A 19,366-nucleotide genomic window follows, 5' to 3' on the forward strand; every position below is an offset into this window, starting at 1 on the left:
TGTTGTGTAGGCTGCTGTTTAGGAGGTTGAGCATCACGTTGCTGTTGAGCTGGTGGGTTATTACCTTGCTGCTGTACAGGTTGTTGCTTAGTTTGCTTATCATCACGTTGCTGTTGTGTAGGCTGCTGTTTAGGAGGTTGAGCATCACGTTGCTGTTGAGCTGGTGGGTTATTACCTTGCTGCTGTACTGGTTGTTGCTTAGTTTGCTTATCATCACGTTGCTGTTGTGTAGGCTGCTGTTTAGGAGGTTGAGCATCCCGTTGCTGTTGATCTGGTGGGTTATTACCTTGCTGCTGTACAGGTTGTTGCTTAGTTTGCTTATCATCACGTTGCTGTTGTGTTGGCTGCTGTTTAGCAGGTTGAGTATCACGTTGCTGTTGAGCTGGTGGGTTATTACCTTGCTGCTGTACTGGTTGCTGCTTAGTTTGCCTATCATCACGTTGCTGTTGTTTAGCAGGCTGATTTTCGGGATTTCTTTGTGTTGCGGGTTTCACATCTTTCAAATCCACGACTCTGGATGGGGCAGGTTTTCGTCCCGCATCGTTGCTTTTTTCTACCCGTGGTCTGTATAGCTGAAGTTCACCATTACTCAGATTCTGACCTGGTTTATTTCTTTCTGTAAGAACAACTGGGGCGATTGGAGTACCGGTTTGTCTTTGTACCTCGGTTCGATCTGGCCCTGCATTATATTTTACTGAACTTGAATTGTCGCGCTGAATATTGTTTATTACTGTTGAATTGTTAATGATTGTGGTGTTGCTTGATGAATTGATATAATAATTGTTTATGTTGGTTCTTCCAAAATCGCGGTCTCTTACAAATGTCCACTGATTGTAGGGTAAACTATAACCACTACTATAAGCTATACTAATGCTAATGCCCGGGCCAATTGCTGCCCATCCGTAGTACCCTTCGGATCTCCTCCAGGTAACCCATCCCGGACCCCATTCGTTATCCGGAACCCATACCCATCCGTAATAGGAGTCATTATACCAGCGACCATAGTGAAAAGGTGCCCATCCCCATGAATAATTAGAAACCCAGGTCCAACCTGCATTGGTAAATACCCAATAGCCATTAGTGCCATAAGGAGTAAACCCAGGAGATACATCGGGAATCCAAACGTACCCATAGCTTGAGTCATTTACCCAATTACCGTAGGGACTTAAATTGTCATAAAAAATCTGGAAGTTAATAGATACCGATACCTGTGCAAGTGCTTTTTGCGGCGCTATCAATGTCCCTAAATTGAGAAGAAGGAACAGGATAACTATTTTATTTATTGCTTTCATAATATTGTTATTTATTTTTATTTAAAATCATAACTGAAATAGCATAGTACAAAGTTAAGTGTCTTTACTGAAATATGTGTTACGCAATTTAGGATATAGCTGTATTATTCACATTTTTTTAACAAAAAAGTCGATTTAAAATGAAAAAAGAAAGTACCGAAAAAGGGACTCTCTTTTATGTTTAGATCTAATAGGAATTAATGTTTTCCATTTCCATGTTTTCCATTGTCATGATTGCCGTGACCCTGTTTCTTTTGATTAGCTGTTCTATAGGTTTCTTGATACCCTTTATTATACCCTTTGTAATATTTTGCTTTATGGCTTTTATAATTGTTATATGGCGTTGTACCATGATAATCGTTCAGAACTACTTTGTAACCACTATATAAATCATAATTTCGATACTGTCTTGGTAAGTAGCTTGATCTAATCCATCTTCCATCACCAAAATAGATAAATTGTGTAGTTCGTATATCATAATACGCCTGTACATCCGGTAAATAATAGTATTGAACTTGGGAATAACCGACTGGACCCCATAATGGAGGTGTTCCAAAGTTTACACTTACAGAAACTTGTGCGTGATTTGCTGTTGAAGCAAAAAGGAATATTGTTAGGGCAATTAGTTTTAATGTTTTCATTTTTTTTATTTTTAAATGTTTTTATTCAACATTATAGTACAGATAAAAAGAAATATATTCTTCTTTCTATTTGATACACAAAGTTCTAATTCAAATTCGTTTATTGTGTTACACTATTCATTATAAAGATTTCATAATTCACGGGTTATTGTTTTTGGATTTCAATTCCTTTTGTTTTTGAATCTCTTCTTGTTTTTTGGCTGCTGCTTTTTCTTTTTTATTAAAATAGCCTTTCAACAAAAAGTTGTGTTTGGCAGCATCCATATTCTCACTAAATCCCTTGGTTCCAGTCTCCAGATTAGATAAAGTTGCATTGAGCTTTTGTCCCATTTTTTCATCCATCAGTAGTTTAGACAAAGTCCCTTTTCCGTTGTTTATTTTATAACTAAATTCAGCTAATTGATCTGTAATTACTGCTGCATTGTCGACTGTGGTTTTTACCCCTTTCATAATGTCTTCTATTTCTATTGCTTTGATGGAAGAAATTGTGGCATTGTCTTTTACACCGCTTTTTGATTTAGTCCCAGGCGAGATGGTCAGTACTTTGTCTCCCATCAACCCATCGGAACCAATGCTTGCTTTGGCATCTGTTTTTATAAAGCGTCGAACGTCCTCTTTAATCACTAATTTGACTACGACAGCCGAATCGGTGAGGAGTGCTATCTCACTAACTGTTCCCACATTTATTCCAGAAAACCGGACATTATTTCCCACTTTTAATCCTGTTACTGTTTTGAATTGTGATTTTAAGGTAAAAGTAGAACCAAATAAATTTTTCTGTTTTCCAACAAAGTATATGGTTCCAATAAAGAGAATCAATCCAATTGTTACAAACAGTCCTAATTTCCATGTAAACCCTGATTCTTTATACATAATTTGAGTATTTTATTGGTTAAATAAAAAAAGAACGAACCCATTTGTCCTTGCTTTTTTCTAATGCTGCATAGGTACCTTCAGCACACATTACGCCATCTTTCAAAATCATAATTCGGTTACCCGTTAGTTTGGCACATGCCATATCATGAGTAATAATGATGGAAGTTGTTTTGTATTTTTTTTGAACATACAATATCAATTCGCTAATTTCTCTAGCCGTGATAGCATCCAATCCTGAGGTAGGTTCATCGTATAAAATGATTTCGGGTTTAATGATAATCGTTCTGGCAAGGCCAATTCTTTTTCGCATTCCACCGGACAATTCCGAGGGCATTTTATCAATGGCTTCTTCCAATCCCACACTTTCTAAAGCTTCTAGAATGGCTTCATCAACTTCAATGGAGGACAAATAAGGGGAATGATGTTTTAGGGTAAATTCCAAATTTTGCCTAACTGTCATTGAATCGTACAAAGCCCCATTTTGGAAAAGAAAACCGATTCGAACTCTAATTTCATTTAGGGCTGTATTGTTCATTTTTGTGATATCCTCACCAAAAATATTGATCTCGCCTTCATCGGCACGAATTAAACCCACTAAGCATTTTATGGTGATTGATTTTCCAGAACCCGATCGTCCTAAAATAACCAAGTCTTCTCCTTTATTTACCAAAAGGTTAACGCCTTTTAGAACTGCATTATCTCCAAAAGATTTGTATAAATTTTTTAGTTCTACAATGGTTTCTGTTGAGTGAGCTGTTGTTTTTTTATCCTTCAATGGTTTGGTCTGTATCATGATTTTAATAAAATAAGTCGGTTATTTGTACGGCGATCATGTCTATGATAAAGATGGCTAAGGAGGCGGTAACCACTGCTGTGTTTGCTGCTATACCAACACTTTCGGTTCCATTCTCGGCATTAAATCCTTTGTAACTGCCCACTATACCAATAGCAAACCCAAAGAAAAAAGTTTTCAGTACGGCCGGCAGTATGTCCAGAAACTCCAGGTGCTCTAATACATTGGTAAAATAACGGTAGAAACCCATGTTTTCATGGATGTTGTATCCTATGAAACCACCAAAAACTCCAATAAAATCGGCATAAATGACTAAAATCGGTATCATAATTGTGGTTGCCATAACTCTAGTGACAATCAGGTATTTATAGGGGTTTATAGCCGAAACTTCCATGGCGTCAATTTGTTCTGTTACTTTCATCGAACCCAATTCGGCTCCTATTCCAGAAGCTATTTTTCCGGCACAAATTAAGGCTGTGATTACAGGTACAATTTCTCGTATTAATGAAAGTCCAACCATACTGGGTAACCAGGACTCGGCACCAAACTTGGCCATCGTTGGTCGGGATTGTATCGTAAGAACCAATCCCATTATAAAACCAGTAATGCTCACTAAGGGTAAGGATTTGTATCCAATGGCGTAACATTGCCAAAGAAATTCTTTGAACTCAAAGGGTGGTTTTACGACTTCTTTAAAAAAGCGAGTTGTAAATAGAGTAGCCTTACCAATATCTTCAAAAATAGTTTTGAGATAGGATTTTACAGCTGAGTTTTTTATGGTGCTAACAGAACTATTCATGATTTTAAAGATGGAGTTGTACAATTATTTAAGGACATACCTGATCTGAAATGAGCCTTTGTTAGGTATCTAAGTTGAATTTTAATAAACAAAGGTCTATAGTTTAGTATTGAGATGTGTTACTTAATTTTATTTTTAATTTGTGTTATTTACATATTTTTAGATAGTTATGACTTAGAAGTTTAAAAGTTTAGAGGTTTAAGAGTTTTAAAATTTAGTTTCAAATAGTTTTTAGAACTGTTTGCACAACATCAGAAAATAATAGGGTTCCGTTTTTAGCAAAAAAAAGAGGCTGTTTTACAACAACCTCTCTTTCCAAAAAAACATTCAAAACAATTTTAAAAACGTTAGTAGGATGTTTTCAATTCAACCCTTCTATTTTTGGCACGGCCAGAAGATGTTTTGTTATCGGCAATTGGTTTACCATCTCCAAATCCTAAAGCGATCAATCTAGTATCGGGAATTCCTTTGCTTATTAAATAGGTTTTTACAGATTCTGCACGTTCTTGCGATAAGTTTATGTTGTATTTATCTCCAGCATTGCTATCTGTATGTCCTTCTATTTGTAAATTGGTCGCATTATAACGGTTTAATAGGACCACCAAATAATCAAGCTGAATAAAAGAAGATATTTTTAACTCTGCACTATCATTTTCAAAGAAAAGTTTACCTGCGATATCGGCTATTTTTTTGACATCTATTGGGGCAATTTTAGGACAACCCTTTTCAATAATATTTCCTTTTTCGGTAGGACAACGGTCATTATTATCGGTAACACCATCGCCATCAGTGTCAGGGCAACCTTTTAAGGCTACTGGTCCAGCTGTATCAGGACAAAGATCCTCATTGTTTGCTACACCATCTTTGTCATTATCCATAGGACACCCGGAAGCATTTACTATGTTACCTACGATTGTATTTGGACAGGTGTCATCTAAGTCGGCAACACCATCATTATCTGCATCGGGACACCCCTTTAGTGCTACTGGTCCAGCAAGCACAGGACAACGGTCTTTATTATCGGCTACACCGTCACTATCTTTATCAGGACAACCATTCAAGGTTGATAATCCTACCATATCTGGACATTCGTCTTGATAATCGGCAATACCATCTTTATCTTTATCAAGAGGACAACCACTTTTGTCTACCGCCACACCAGCAGGAGTGTTAGGACATTTATCATTTCTATCCGAAACGCCATCATTATCCGAATCTTTTTTATCATCTAAGTTAAAAAGCAACTCTTCAGTGTACATCAAAAATGCATCTTTGCTTCCTCCAGAAACATCATTTATCACTAAATCTCCATTATACTGTGTTGCACCACCAGACATCCCAATATTCCATTTTAGGTCTGAGTTTTCTGCTGCGGTGATATATGTAAATGCTAAGCACGTACATATAAATAGTAATTTTTTCATTTTGTGTTTTTGTTTAATTGTTTAAGTCAAAGGTCATTAACAAAAATAGTTTAAGTGTTACAAAACTTTTATTATTAGTTATATGATTCACAGCTTTATAGATTAAATATTAAAATTTAAGCCTCTGCTACGAATGGAGTGGGTTTCCACAAATTGTTAAAAAAGTTAGCCATGAATTTTAAGCAAATTATAAAAGGAAAATTTGTAATTAATTTGTGGTCGATATCGGGATTGTTGGACTATATTGAATAATGCGAATAAAGGGTTTAATCTGTAACTTTTTGGTTTTCAACGCAGACCTAGCAGATTTTCAAAACCTGTTAGGTCTAATCTAAAGAACATCAGTGTTTTATTTCAACCCCCTTGATTCGGATGAATTTATAATCAGTATTAAGCCAATATTTTTTCACGATTCAATTTCAAATAAAACTCTTCTTGAACTTCATTGGGAGTATGTAGTTTGAAAGGTTTTCTAGTGTTTTTTTCAATAGTTAATCGAGCCAATAGGTAGCTAATCGTAGATTCTGCTCCTTGATTTAAATTGATATAGGTGTCTTCTAAACCGTCATAACATCCTCCTGTACAAGGATTGTAAATAATTTGGTGCAGATGGTTGTTTCCTAAAAACCAGTTGAAAGCTATTTTCATTTTTCGAATGTATTCCTCGTCTTTGAAGGCTATCGAAAATTTGCTTAACGCCAAAATAGTATAAGCAACGTCAATGGGTTGTTCGCCACCTATTTCTTGGTTTTTAATACCATTTTCTTCGAGTAACCAACCTTTATTGGATACTACTTTAATGCTATTATCGCTAAAAATTTTACTCAAAAGAAAGTCAAAGGAAGTTTTGGCAACTGTTTTATAGGCCGTATCTCCTGTACTCAAAAAAGCACAAAGCATTGCTTCGGGTAAAATACTGTTGCCATAGGTTAAGTAACTTTCGAACCAGCTCCAATTTTCATTTGATTCGTGCTTGTACATTTGAACCATTCTATCAGCCAGTTCTTTTACTGTGGCAGTATTTTGTACCGATATCTCTTTTGTATTAGCATAATAAAGTCCTTTTATGACAAAAGCCATTGCTCGTGTCGAATGAATTTTGTGGACATTTAATGAAGCGCGTTCCAAAGTCAGTTTCGCTTTTTCAACAATTGCGGTAGGCAAAATGGAACTTAATGAAATTAAATAGCCCAAAGCCCAAATAGCTCTTCCATTGGAATCCTCCAAATTGGTTTCGTTATTTTGATCGGTAAAATCACCATCCTCATCAACATAATTTAGAAAAGTGCCATTGTCTTGCAAACAAATTGTTATAAAATTCAAGTAGATTTTAATGTAATCTAAATCGGTTTTGTCTTTGAATAACTCAAAATGTTCACACATAGCCACCATGGCACGAGCATTGTCGTCTAGGGTGTATCCTGATTCTGGGTCGGGCTGGTTGATAATAGAAAACTGAATCATTCCAAAATCGGTGGTTAGTTTTTGGATGTGGTCTAAATTTATCTCTGGAATTTTATAGTGCAAATTCAAATTTTCATTTACTGTTTTTTCTTCCAGAAAAGTATTTGAATTTTGGTTGTCATCCCGATAATTATCGGGAGCCTTTTTATTTTTAGAGGAAAAAAATTTCTTCATGGCGGTTTCAAATAATAGCGCATGGGCAATTGCCGAGTTTTCCCAGGCAGTCGGTGCAATTTTATGCAAACCGTTTGCGCTTATGTTTTTTCTTAATTGGTTATCAAGTAACAAATCATTGACTTCTTCGGCTAATTGTTGCGAGTTTCCAAAATCGACTATGATTCCCGCACCTTCACTCAAAACTTCGCAGGCATGCGGAATAGGAGTGGAGATAATAGGGCAACCGCAACTTATGGCATAGGAAAAAGTGCCACTTACAGCTTGATTGGGGTCTTTTGAAGTAAACAAATAAATGTCTGTCAGTTGCAAAAAGTCCAAAAGCTGGGTTAGTGGTAAAAAGGAGTTGATAAATAGGACATGATTTTGTAATTGTAAGGTTTGAATTTTTTCTTCCAGCATCATTCTGTATTTTTCTCCTTCTTCTTTTACTACAGTTGGATGTGTTTTACCTATTATTAGAAACAAAATATCTTTATTTTCTTTGATGATGCTCGGCATGGCATCTAGCGTTGTTTCTATACTTTTTCCAGAACTAAGTAATCCGAAAGTAGAAAGCACTTTTTTTCCGGACAAGTTGTATTCTTTTTTCAAAAGTTCTTTGTCTGAGTGTGGTACCAAGTGGGTTCCATGGGCAATTACCGCTATTTTTTCTGGAGCAATACCGTAATCATTTTTCAAGATTTTGGCTGCCGAATGTGTCATCACAATAATCGATTGAGTCAGTTGTCCAATCGCTTGTACATTTGCTTTAAGCAAATCATTGGGATTGGGCAATACTGTGTGGAACACAACAATTACAGGTTTTTTTAGTACGTCTAAAAATTGAATAAGATCGGCTTCATTTTTTCTAAATAGTCCGAATTCATGTTGAAGTAACACCATTTGAATCGAATCGTTAGCATTGATTTTTTCGGATAAATTAGAGAAAGCATCGGGTTGATCGGTGTTGAGTATGTATTTTATGGGCTCAGCATAACGATGTTTTTCAGTATTCGATTCTAAAGCACAAATTTTTATTTTGAACGAATTCTTGAATTTATTGTCTAGTGATTTAATCAAGTCTTGTGAATAGGTTGCAATACCGCATTCTCTAGGAGGAAAAGTGGTAATGAACAAGATTTCAGGAAGTTTTACGGCTGTCTCAGGAATCAAATGATTCGTAGTAGGAATGTTGAATTCAGCATTCAATAGCCTTACCAAATGGATGTTTGGATTTTGTATGGTGGTTCTATTTTTCATTTTTAACAGTATTAAGCATTAGTTCTTTCATTAATTCAGATATACTCACAGAGGCAGTTCCTATGCGTTCATCGGCAGCTCCATAATAGATGTAAAGGGTATCTTCAAATAAAGCGGTTCCAGTGGGAAAGCACACATTATTGACTTCGCCTTTTAGTTCCCATATTAATTCGGGTTTAAAAAGGGGATAGGGCAATCGTGCAATTTCCTTCATTGGATTTTTTAAATCAAGTAAAGCGGCACAAGCAGAATAAACATATCCCTTGATCGTATCTTGTACTCCATGGTAAATGATAAGCCAGCCCAACTGGGTTTCGATAGGAGGACAGCCTCCACCAATATAACTGGCTTCATGTTCGTATTTGGGTTTCATTACAATGCATTTGTCAAAATTAGCAAAGTAGTTTACCCAAAATTTGGAGTTGAGTTCTTCTAGTTTTCTTACAGCAACAACAATTTGTATATCTGGTTTTATGCGATGCAGAAAAATGAATTTGCCATCAATTTTTCTTGGAAACAAAATGATGTTTTTATCCCACAGCAGCACTTTTTTTTTAGGTTCTTGTTTCTGAATTACGCCTTGATGATTGTTGTAACGAAAGTATTTATTGTTGATTCTTATATTGTTTGCCGTAAGCGCATTAAACTCATTATACGTAACCTGCGGGACAATTATTCCTTTCTTGTCCCAGTGCATCAAATCTGAGGATGTAGCCAAAGCTCCCAAAGCGTTTACACCATCAAACGCAGTATAAGTGAGGTAATAGATACCTTCAATTTTTACAATTCTAGGATCTTCAACTCCGTGGGACTCATAATCAAATTCGGAAACAATAACAGGAGCTTGGTCACGGTGTTCAACGGTAAGAGGGCCTTTCAGTTTACAATATCCTATACTGGAATAATTGCCTTTGCTGACTGCTCTATAAAAGAGATGAACACAATCACCTTCTTTTATCACAGCAGGATTTAAAACGCCTTCATTCTCAAAAATAAGTTCCGTTTTTTGAATAAGTACACCTTCTTTTTTTACTGCTATCATGATTTCCTATTTTGTCATTTTTTTTGTAAAACTTAGAATTACAAGAATTATAAAGGTCAATTTATACTGCCTAAAAATTGTTATGAAATTTTTTAAATAAGTTATATTATTTACAGATTTTTAGATAGTTATGGATTTTTGTTTAATTATTTTTAAAATAGTAAAGAGATGTTAATACTAGTTTTTTATAGAAAAGGGCTGTTGTTTCCAACAGCCCCCTTCACCCAAACCAAATTTTTCTATACTGTGTTTTATTTAAAGATATCTCTTGCTTTACTTGAAGTATAAAGGTCGATTTATAATACTGAGCGGGGTTACAAAATTTTTTCGATAAGTTATATTATTTACAGATTTAAAGGGGGTAAATTATTAAGTTTTCAAATTTTGTACTTGTTTCAAATTTCTTGATTCTTGTTTAATACGCTTAGTAAAGGTTTATTTTGAAACATTTACTTATCAACTAATTGGAATGATTTTTTGTTATTTATGTAAAGCTTTTGCAAAAGTTTTTTAGCATAAGAACTATTAGTTTACCATCTCTTGTCCTGTAAAAAAAATACCTACAGCAAACATTACGAGTTGTATTAATTGGTTTAATCTAATTTTAAAAAAAATCAGTAAAAACTTAAATATCACTAAAAATGGGTATTGCACATGTCGATTAATTGAATCAATTTTGTGATTCAATCTTATTTTGTATTTTTTTTTGTAGCTTTTTCACTCAATATATAAAATAATACATATCTTACTTCGTTAAGAGTTACACAAAAAATAAGTTTTACAGAGACAATATCAAACTAATTAAAAAGTGCAAAAGCGATTATTATGCAACAATTGGAAAAAGTTATAGAATTACTAACACAAAAATACAATTCCTCTATATCAGTTTTTGGCAAGAATAAAGACGGTAAACAGAAATCTATTATTGACACCGAAAATGGTACTTTATTTACTGTTTCGAATGATTCAGTATATATTACTTTCACAGACAAAGACGGAAACATTTGGTTAACCGTTCCTAAATCTTTCATATTTAATGATCAGCGCTATTACCCTGCTATTGGTAGTGAATACACCCGAAGTGACGGGCAAAAATACACTTTTGTTACCCAAGAAGTTGTTGTGTCTATGGCAAGGGACTATTTCGAAAAATTCGTAGATGAAAATTACGGAATAGAAAAGAGATTAAATTACCTGCTTTTCTCTTATGAAGGAGACCAATATGTTGGAGACTACAACCGATTTAAGTCTAAAATACACAATAAAATAGATGCGTATATATCAAACAATTAACTAACCCCAAAAAAAACAAATTTAAAAGATGTCAAATTTTGCAGAGCAAGTACACATAACAATAGATGATTTTACGCATAACGTTGTTTATTATGATTTAAAACTAACACAAAAGATGATGGATCATCATCATTTTTCCTTTGTCTGGCAATATACGGGTACTCCCGTAATCAAACCAGAAGACCAAGCAGAAGCCCTTCGTAAATATAAAGGCAAAGAAGTAATTTTCACCTTTAAGGGTCTTTCTGGCGTTAAATTAATGTCTAAAGGGATTATTCAAGGATTAAAATCTGTTGATGTAAACGGTAGTCCAGTAGGTTTACATGTTAAGGGTATAAGTCACACGATTTTATTAGATGACATGAAAAAATCAAGAACCTTCTTAGACCGCAACCTAAAAGAAATAGCGCTTAAAATTTTTGCCGAAGAAACCGCAGGTGAATTTTACCAAAGAGAGGCTATCGAACCCACGCATTCGGACATATTTGATTACAAACCACAATACAACGAAACGAGTTTTGAATTCCTAAAACGCCTCTCGGCACGTTATGGGCAATGGTTTTATTTTGATGGTATGCGCATACAGTTTGGGAATAGCAAAACCAGTAAAGTGAATTTAATCAATGGATCTTCTTTACATCAATTTGGAATTGAGACCAATTTGGCATCACATAAAACCTCTTTTGGAGGCTATGATTATGCTAATGCAACAGTTGGCATACATATTATGACGAAAATACTAAAATCAACATTCATCTTCATAATCATTCTTTTTGCAAATTGTAAAAAGAACGATTATGATGTCGAATTTAATAAACAAGTTTTGACGGAAATTTTGCCAAGCATAATAGACTCAACTTGTGTAGATATTAGAATATTTTCAAATGCTCCACCACCATATGGGAAAATGCTTTTTGACAAAGAAGGTCGATATGTGAAAATTGATTCAACAAAAGCAACAGCGGAAGAAATTCAAAGATTAAAAAATTGGAAAAAAGATGTTGCAGAAATAGAAAAAGACACCTCAAAAGTTATTATAGCTTTTGAACCAAAAATTTCTCCCTACGAAAAAGAATATGAACTAATTGTGACTAAAGATTTTCCAAAAGATACTTTGAAAAAATTGATAGTTGATAAAACAAAAGAATATGTTCTAAATTACAAAAACATAAGATTGAATGGTAAATTCAAACTAAAAAACATAAACGAATTTGATAGAGAAAATATTTTTGAGAAAAAATATAAATTTAATTTTTCAGGAATATTAAGAGTTTCGGGAATAAAATTTGACTTTAAAAAAGAGAATGGAATTCTTGAAGTTGGATTTACTTGTGGCAGAGAATGTGGATATGGACGTACAGTTTTTATCAAAAAAGTAAAGAGTAAATGGAAAATAATTAAAATGGAGAAAACTTGGATTTCATAGAAATACGTCTGCCAACACTTGCTCACAAGAGATTTGGGCAATTGGCTTAATGGGAAAATTGGTTTGTATTTGAGATGTTTAGGCAAATCCGAAAAATGGGCTTAATTTAGTCCCAAACCTCTTGTAGCAAGGGAACGGTATTAGAAACTCACAAACTAAAACAGATACAGGGAGTGCTGATAGTTTTTCGGCAGTAATTAGAAACCGACAAGCCCCTGTTTCACAACCTGATGTAACCGTAGGAGCCTACACCAACCAAGCCAAAGACAGCTCTGAAATTGCCGAAATGGTAAAACTGCAAACCGCAGGAAGAGATGCCAATAGCGTATTTTACAGTGGTGTATCCTATATACCCATTGGTGTGGGACAAGTTTTTACCATACAAAACCAAACCGTAGAACACCAACTCATTGCCATAGAAGTTATACATCACTCAGAGGTACACGGGAATTATACCTGTGAGTTCACAGCCATTCCTGCTGATGTATGCGCCCCACATTATACTGATGTAGAAGCTTTCGCAAAAGCCGAAAGCCAACCCGCAACGATAAGAGACAACAACGACCCCGAAGGTATGGGACGTGTAAAAGTGAATTTCTTTTGGGTAAGTGGTAGCACATCTAGCGAATGGATGCGTATGGTACAACCCTACGGAGGTGCTGGACGTGGGTTTTATTTTAGACCCGAAATAGGAGACGAAGTAATGGTACATTTTGAGGGAGGCAACGCAGATTGTCCCTATGTAGCAGCAACACATTATAACGGAAAGGAGAAGCCTGAGTTTTTTGATCCAAAAAACATGATAAAAGGATGGAAACTTAAATTTGGTCAATTGTTTAAGTTTATAGAAAAAACAGGTATTTGGCTTTCTGACCCAAGCGGAAATGAACTACACATGGATACAGAGAATAAAAATATAAACTTAACCTCTTCTGGAACGATAACCATAAAAGCCAAAAATATCATTTTTGAAGCCTCAGAAAGTATTACAGCTACTGCGGGAGAGAATATCTCAAACTCGGCAGATAAAGACATCATACAAACCGCGGGGCATGATATTAACCAGAGTGCTACTGGTAATCTAACAGAAAGCGCCAATAATAAAACCGAAATTATAGAAAAAAAACACATTCGAGATTCAATAGAATCTACTCAACATGCTGAAAAAGTGACAGTTTTTAGTACTAAAGAAAACATGCATCTAGAAAGTACTAATAAAACAGTAAATATAAATAGTGCTGAAAAATCAAATATGTTTTAATCTATTAAAAATAATTTTATGGCAATTAATAAAACAGCAAAAAATCTGACTGTAACAATAAAAGACAAACACATTTGTATGGCTAAATCAATTGAAGAAACAGCCGAAAAAGTAACAATTGTTGCAACCCACGATGATTTGAATTTGATTTCTAACAAAAAAGTAGTTATAAAAGGTAATAAATCTTAATTATGAGTAATATAATATTTGGTTCTCCTAGTTTTGTAGTACCTCCTGCTGGGCAAATTGATGCACAGGCAACGGTAATGTTTAGACCCAACCCAAGGTGGAAAGGAGAATTTATGTTTGATTGGATGCGAACTGGTAGCGGAACCAATCTTGGGCAAACTTCTCTCGATGGCGATGTAGATTATCAGACCATATTAGGGTATTACGACAACAATCAGGCTGCTAATACATTTGTAGAGGACAGCACAGACACCAACAACGATGGTGTAAAAGATTTGTATGGAAGGCTGAAAGGGGAATATAGAATTTTTACCTCCCTAAACAGATTAGACCCTGCTGGACACAACATAGATTATTTTGAACCCAAACTGTGTATCTATAAACATGAAAACGAAACGACAAAAGCGGTCGCCATATTACAATTGCAAATAGAGGTTACCGTAGCACCCGAAGAATTAATATTGGAATTTGAAAATGAATTTTTTGAAATTACGCTATACACAGGAACACCACCAGCCACGCCAACACTTATTAGCACTCCAGCTGCTCCTACAACACCACCTGTACAACCACAGGAGAGAATGAAACAATTGCAAATAACAAAAACCCTTACCACAGGAACCTTTAATACGCTAGAGATACAAGTAGAATGCAAAAAGACATTTGCAACTGGCTACAAAGAGATAACAGCTTATACCGTTATGAGTAACCCAGACCCTGCTAGCTCCCAAAAAGTTAGAAAACTAGCAGGAACGCTCAAAGTATTACCAAACGACAAAACCAAACGAAAAGTAAAAAATATTGTCTTGGTAAATGTGAAAACAGATGTCAATGTTGATGGAACAGCAGAAGAAGGATTTAAAGCGGGAACAATAACTATTGACAAGCAAAAAGCAATGATTAGGAAAACATTGCGACAAGCTCTGATCGATCCAATATTTATAATTGAAGAATTGGATATTTCAACCATTCGTGCAGGGCGTGACGATCTAAATCATAGGTATGTTGATGCAGGAAAACTAAAATGCTATTATGACCATAGAGCCACTACCATTCCAACTGGATGGAAAAGCCTGTCTGATTATTTATTTGAGAAACTTGTACTTGCAAAAGGCAATAGATACAACAACTATATGAGGGTGTTTTATGTGGCACAAGGATGTTTTACTATTGATAAGAATAATCTGGCATTTCCTAGTGTCGGAATTTTAACAGGTTATACCGATGGGGCAAACCCCAAAAATATAGTAATGACCAAAGATGCAGAGTTACCAACTTTGTCACACGAAGTACTGCACTCCCTAAAACTACCACATACGTGGGAAAGCAAGAATCATATGGAGGAAGGAACAAGTAGCAATACCGTGCCACAAGCTAAGCATTCGTTAAAATACATGTCTACAAATAATATCATGGATTATGGAACAAATAAATATTTTCTTTATTATTGGCAATGTATAGTGGCTAATAATAATGCTAGCGCAGAACCACCTAATTATACTCCAGCACCATGAAAACAACTTATATTATAATCAATTTATTCCTCATACTGAACATAAACAGTTGTTTGGCACAAGACAACAATTCTAAAAAAGATACTATAATACCTAAAACGAATACAATGAACAGACCACAGCTTAATGATTCCTTTGAAAAACTGAATTTAGATGATTTTAAAGATGGATTGGTTATAACAAAAGAAAAAGGAACTATAGAACCTTATCTAGGGGTTATTTATGATTCTTACAGATACCGTAAAACGGATCACACTGGATATACTACTTTAGACGGTACTCCATCAGAAGGTTTTGGCTATTCATTTACCGCATCGAATTCTGCTTACCGTTTATGGAAATCATATTACAAAAATGGTTTTATTGATAGAAAAGGCATTGCCTCTACTATTGACGGTCAAGTACTGCTAGGCAAAGAATATCGTTTTAATAAAAACGGACAACTAGAGAAAGTGATAGATCACGATTTGGGTTGGGATTTTCCTTTTGAAGATGTGTTGCAATATATTCTAAATAGAGGTTTATTAATAAAATATGAAGAAGGGTATTGGAGTACTGAAATAAGTAAGAAAGAAAGCGAAAGTGAAGATTGCAGAAAATATTGGGAAGTAATTGTAGACACAAGAAAAGTAACTGGCAAATCTACTTGGGAAGTCATAAAACTGGATGCCAAAACAGGCGAAATTTTGTATCAAATAGAACTTGAGGGTGATCGTGAATGGCATGCAGACATAGAGAATCAAGCCCCAAAGCAAAAAATAATAAAGGAAGATAGAACTACAAGTAAAATCTATCGAACTTACAAAGGGAAAGACTACACTTATGACCAATGGCTAAAGTTTCAAGAAGAATTTCACGAAGAGCTAAAACAAAACAAAAAATAGTATCCGTTTTATGGTAATCTAAACACACACCTGCACTATGAAAACAAGTTATATTATAATTATTACGTTCCTTTTGTTAAACTTAAACAGTTGTTTGGCACAAGATGTAAAACAGAAAACAGATACTTTAAAACAAAAATTGAATGTAAAAAACAGACCGCAACTTAATGGTTCTTTTGAAAAATTAAATTTAGATGATTTTAAAAACGGATTGGTTATAACAAAAGAAAAAGGAAATACGCGCTATAAAGGAATTGTATATGATAATTACTCCTATAGTAAAAGAGATTCTACAGGATATACTACTTTAGGAGGAGCTTTATTCAGTAAAAGTTCTACAAAACATACTACTTTAGGAGGAGCTTCACTAGGAGGTTTTGACCTTTCATATACAAGAAGCGATTTTATCTACACAATAAATAAATCATATTACAAAAACGGTTTTATTAAAGCAAAGTATATTTTTATAAATAATTATCATTTAATATTAGGCAAAGAATATCGTTTTAATCAAAAAGGGAAACTTGAGAAAGTGGTTGACCATGATTTGGGCTGGGATTTTTCTTTTGAGGATGTGTTACAGTATCTTGTAAATAGAGGCTGTTCGATAAAACATAAAGAGTGCAATTGGGATACTGGAATAAGAAAGGAAAGCGAAGATCACAGAAAATATTGGGAAGTATTCATAGACACAAGAAAATTAACTGGTAAATCTACTTGGGAAGTCATAAAACTGGATGCTAAAACAGGCGAAATATTACATCAGATAGAACATGAAGGTGAACCTATGGTCGTATGTGGTACGCACTGATTTTTAGGATACTAAATATAGAATAGTAAGGGAAGATAGAACTTTAAGTAAAATCTATCAAACTTACAAAGGCAAAAGCTATACTTATGACCAGTGGTTAAAATATCAAGAAGAATTTCACGAAGAGCTAAAACTGAACAAAAAATAGTAGCTATTCTTATGGAATTTAAAACAAGAAATCACATTTACGAATTGAATACATATTCGGTATAAATTAAAAAAAATATGGTTAAAACAACCTCAGAAATAACAATTATAGACAATGATGTAACCTTAATGCTCCATAATAAAAAAAATAGAGCATTATACACTTGCAATAAAGAGCAAAACAGAATAAGTTTCAGCGATTCAAACGGGAATAAAACATTCAATTACTCTGTTACTGCTAGGGTTAATTTCGAGATATTTGAATTGTCTCAAATAGGAGAAACTATAAATTTTAAGGACGGTAAAATAATGGCTTATTTATCTACAAAGGACGTACAAGAACTAGCTGAAAAAACATTTTATGAAGATGGACAAACTCATATTTATGATTTTTTGAAACATAAATTTACTGTAGAATTATGAGTAAAATAAGATGATAATTGCGTTATATTCTATAGTCAACCTGATTTGGATTGATTATTTTAAGCTATTTTATGGCTGGTGTAAACTAGTTGTAGGTTAGTTTGCCAAAATACTAAGGCTAAAATCAAACCAAAATATAACTAACTAGAATAAAAACTTATAAGACTGATAAAAAATTAAAATCAGCATCTAATTTAAGGTTTAAATTAGATGTAGGTGTGTCAAATGCTAGATTTTCTCCTTTTGTATATGGAACTACTATAAGAGAAATGAAATTACATGTTGTTGATAATTTTTTAAAAGAAATGGATGTTGACTTTATTGATAAACCAAGTGGGAAACGGATAAAATATAAGAAATATTATCAGTACGATAACCAAGGAAGATTAAGTTTTACGAAGACTTTGAATACGAGTTCAGGAAAAATTGAAAATCACGAAAAATTTGAGTATAGAGAATGGTTGCCTTATCAATGATAGAGCAAGAATCTCACTTTTGCTAGTGTACGTAAAGTAAAAAAATGTATTTGGTATTATAGTGAACTCCAGCCGCTGATTTTGAAAATCAAGAATATTGGAAATCCGGCAGTTTTTATTATGAAACTGGTGTAAAACAAACTTATGGCATTTCAGGAACAGTAAATGCAGGGAAAAGTATTTTCTGGAAAAGAACAAAAACAAGATTAACTAGCGAAACACCCGTAAAATAACAATGAAATATATATACATTACAATCCTTTTGGGTTATTTATTTTTTCCTTTTTACAATAATCAACAAAAAAAAGAAACCCAATTTGTTGTAGCTTTCGTTCAAGATAAATATATTGATAAATCATCAGAAAGTGAGAATGGAACGGACAAACCGGATTTTGTTATGGGTAATGGTCCCAGTATAACAAATTTTATAGGTATATTTCCTAAAAAAAAAGATACTATAACAATTTATAAACTAAAAGAAGATTTAAATGAAAAACCTGAAAAATTGTCATTTTGGTCTAAAAAAAGTAATAACCAATCAATAACTTTTTATTGCTCAGAACAAGATGATGTAAAAGTTACATTTGCTAATCAAAATAATATTATCATTAATAATGATACTTATACAGTAAATAATGAATATTACAATTTTTTAAAACAAAAAATTTTTGAAGAAAAATCAATACTAGATTTGGCTTTCTTTTTAAAAGATGATTATGGTGATTATTCTCAAGCATTACAGCCTTTAAATAAAAATTGGAGAAATCAGAAAGAAAACAACAAATTCAGGATTATTAAAGCGGAAATTAAGAATAGAAATTTTCAAACAGATGACCAGTTTTTTACTTATAAAATTAATTATAAGTATCATAAAAATGGAGTTTTACAAAGTGTCTCAGGAGAAAATAGTTTTAATAAAAAAATTTCCAAACAAAACAATAAACACATAATATACACTATCAATAGGTCAATCAATGAAAGAACCTCAGATAATGAATATTTATATAAAAACAAGAAAACTTTATTTGATTCCATTATAGGAACTAGAGAGAACTTCTCTAATGCAACTACATACTATTACACTAAATATCAATCTAAATTAAAATTTGTGAGTGTTGACGAAAAACCGAAAAACATTGATGAAATTCTTAAAATTTTAGTTCTAACTAAAAAAGAATTACACTGAATTTTCGGA

At 33.8% G+C, this 19,366-nt stretch carries 17 protein-coding genes and 1 pseudogene; 10 read left to right on the plus strand and 8 right to left on the minus strand.

Annotated elements, in window-relative coordinates:
• The 8 genes and pseudogenes from FNW52_RS21340 to FNW52_RS18080 all read right to left on the minus strand — a co-directional run.
• A pseudogene (locus FNW52_RS21340) lies at positions 1–1,292 on the minus strand (DUF6600 domain-containing protein); the annotation flags it as partial.
• Between the two features lie 197 nt (positions 1,293–1,489).
• The gene (locus FNW52_RS18050) at positions 1,490–1,933 is read right to left on the minus strand and encodes a hypothetical protein (RefSeq protein WP_143378886.1); all 444 of its coding nucleotides are present in this window, start codon (positions 1,931–1,933) and stop codon (positions 1,490–1,492) included.
• 138 nt (positions 1,934–2,071) lie between these two features.
• Entirely contained in the window at positions 2,072–2,806 is a 735-nt protein-coding gene (locus tag FNW52_RS18055) for an MlaD family protein (protein ID WP_143378887.1), read from the minus strand.
• Positions 2,807–2,825: 19 nt separating this feature from the next.
• A complete protein-coding gene (locus FNW52_RS18060) occupies positions 2,826–3,602 on the minus strand; it encodes an ABC transporter ATP-binding protein (RefSeq protein ID WP_143378888.1) in 777 nt (258 codons plus the stop codon).
• Between the two features lie 4 nt (positions 3,603–3,606).
• The gene (locus FNW52_RS18065; protein WP_143378889.1) at positions 3,607–4,401 is read right to left on the minus strand and encodes an ABC transporter permease; all 795 of its coding nucleotides are present in this window, start codon (positions 4,399–4,401) and stop codon (positions 3,607–3,609) included.
• A gap of 347 nt (positions 4,402–4,748) precedes the next feature.
• Complete coding sequence (locus FNW52_RS21250) at positions 4,749–5,825, minus strand: OmpA family protein (protein WP_143378890.1); 1,077 nt, start codon at positions 5,823–5,825, stop codon at positions 4,749–4,751.
• A 390-nt stretch (positions 5,826–6,215) separates the two neighbouring features.
• The gene (locus tag FNW52_RS18075; protein ID WP_143378891.1) at positions 6,216–8,705 is read right to left on the minus strand and encodes a glycosyltransferase; all 2,490 of its coding nucleotides are present in this window, start codon (positions 8,703–8,705) and stop codon (positions 6,216–6,218) included.
• Positions 8,695–9,747 (minus strand): pesticidal protein Cry7Aa, encoded by a 1,053-nt coding sequence (locus FNW52_RS18080; protein ID WP_143378892.1) that lies wholly within the window; start codon positions 9,745–9,747, stop codon positions 8,695–8,697. Before FNW52_RS18080 ends, FNW52_RS18075 begins: the two co-directional genes overlap by 11 nt.
• 825 nt (positions 9,748–10,572) lie before the next feature.
• Between FNW52_RS18080 and FNW52_RS18085 the strand changes: the two genes are divergently transcribed.
• From FNW52_RS18085 to FNW52_RS18125, 10 genes are all read left to right on the plus strand, one after another.
• Positions 10,573–11,040, plus strand: coding sequence for a hypothetical protein (locus FNW52_RS18085; RefSeq protein ID WP_143378893.1), 468 nt, complete (start codon positions 10,573–10,575; stop codon positions 11,038–11,040).
• A gap of 28 nt (positions 11,041–11,068) precedes the next feature.
• On the plus strand, positions 11,069–12,466 hold the full coding sequence (locus tag FNW52_RS18090; protein WP_143378894.1) for a contractile injection system protein, VgrG/Pvc8 family: 1,398 nt from the start codon (positions 11,069–11,071) through the stop codon (positions 12,464–12,466).
• A gap of 286 nt (positions 12,467–12,752) precedes the next feature.
• Positions 12,753–13,727: a phage baseplate assembly protein V gene (locus FNW52_RS18095; protein ID WP_143378895.1), complete on the plus strand. Its 975-nt coding sequence runs from the start codon at positions 12,753–12,755 to the stop codon at positions 13,725–13,727.
• Positions 13,728–13,745: 18 nt separating this feature from the next.
• Positions 13,746–13,916, plus strand: a complete 171-nt coding sequence (locus FNW52_RS20905; RefSeq protein WP_185966033.1) for a hypothetical protein — start codon at positions 13,746–13,748, stop codon at positions 13,914–13,916.
• Between the two features lie 2 nt (positions 13,917–13,918).
• Positions 13,919–15,430, plus strand: coding sequence for a hypothetical protein (locus FNW52_RS18100; RefSeq protein WP_143378896.1), 1,512 nt, complete (start codon positions 13,919–13,921; stop codon positions 15,428–15,430).
• Complete coding sequence (locus tag FNW52_RS18105) at positions 15,427–16,314, plus strand: hypothetical protein (protein ID WP_143378897.1); 888 nt, start codon at positions 15,427–15,429, stop codon at positions 16,312–16,314. The genes FNW52_RS18100 and FNW52_RS18105 overlap by 4 nt, the downstream gene beginning before the upstream one ends.
• A gap of 37 nt (positions 16,315–16,351) precedes the next feature.
• On the plus strand, positions 16,352–17,125 hold the full coding sequence (locus FNW52_RS18110) for a hypothetical protein (RefSeq protein WP_143378898.1): 774 nt from the start codon (positions 16,352–16,354) through the stop codon (positions 17,123–17,125).
• Positions 17,126–17,350: 225 nt separating this feature from the next.
• Entirely contained in the window at positions 17,351–17,695 is a 345-nt protein-coding gene (locus FNW52_RS18115; protein WP_143378899.1) for a hypothetical protein, read from the plus strand.
• A gap of 218 nt (positions 17,696–17,913) precedes the next feature.
• Positions 17,914–18,171 carry a hypothetical protein gene (locus FNW52_RS18120; protein ID WP_143378900.1) on the plus strand — a complete coding sequence of 86 codons (258 nt, stop codon included), beginning with the start codon at positions 17,914–17,916 and terminating at the stop codon, positions 18,169–18,171.
• 235 nt (positions 18,172–18,406) lie between these two features.
• Positions 18,407–19,357 (plus strand): hypothetical protein, encoded by a 951-nt coding sequence (locus FNW52_RS18125; protein WP_143378901.1) that lies wholly within the window; start codon positions 18,407–18,409, stop codon positions 19,355–19,357.
• Positions 19,358–19,366 lie beyond the last annotated feature (9 nt).

Source organism: Flavobacterium sp. ZT3R18, from assembly GCF_007097385.1.
Taxonomy (GTDB): Bacteria; Bacteroidota; Bacteroidia; order Flavobacteriales; family Flavobacteriaceae; genus Flavobacterium.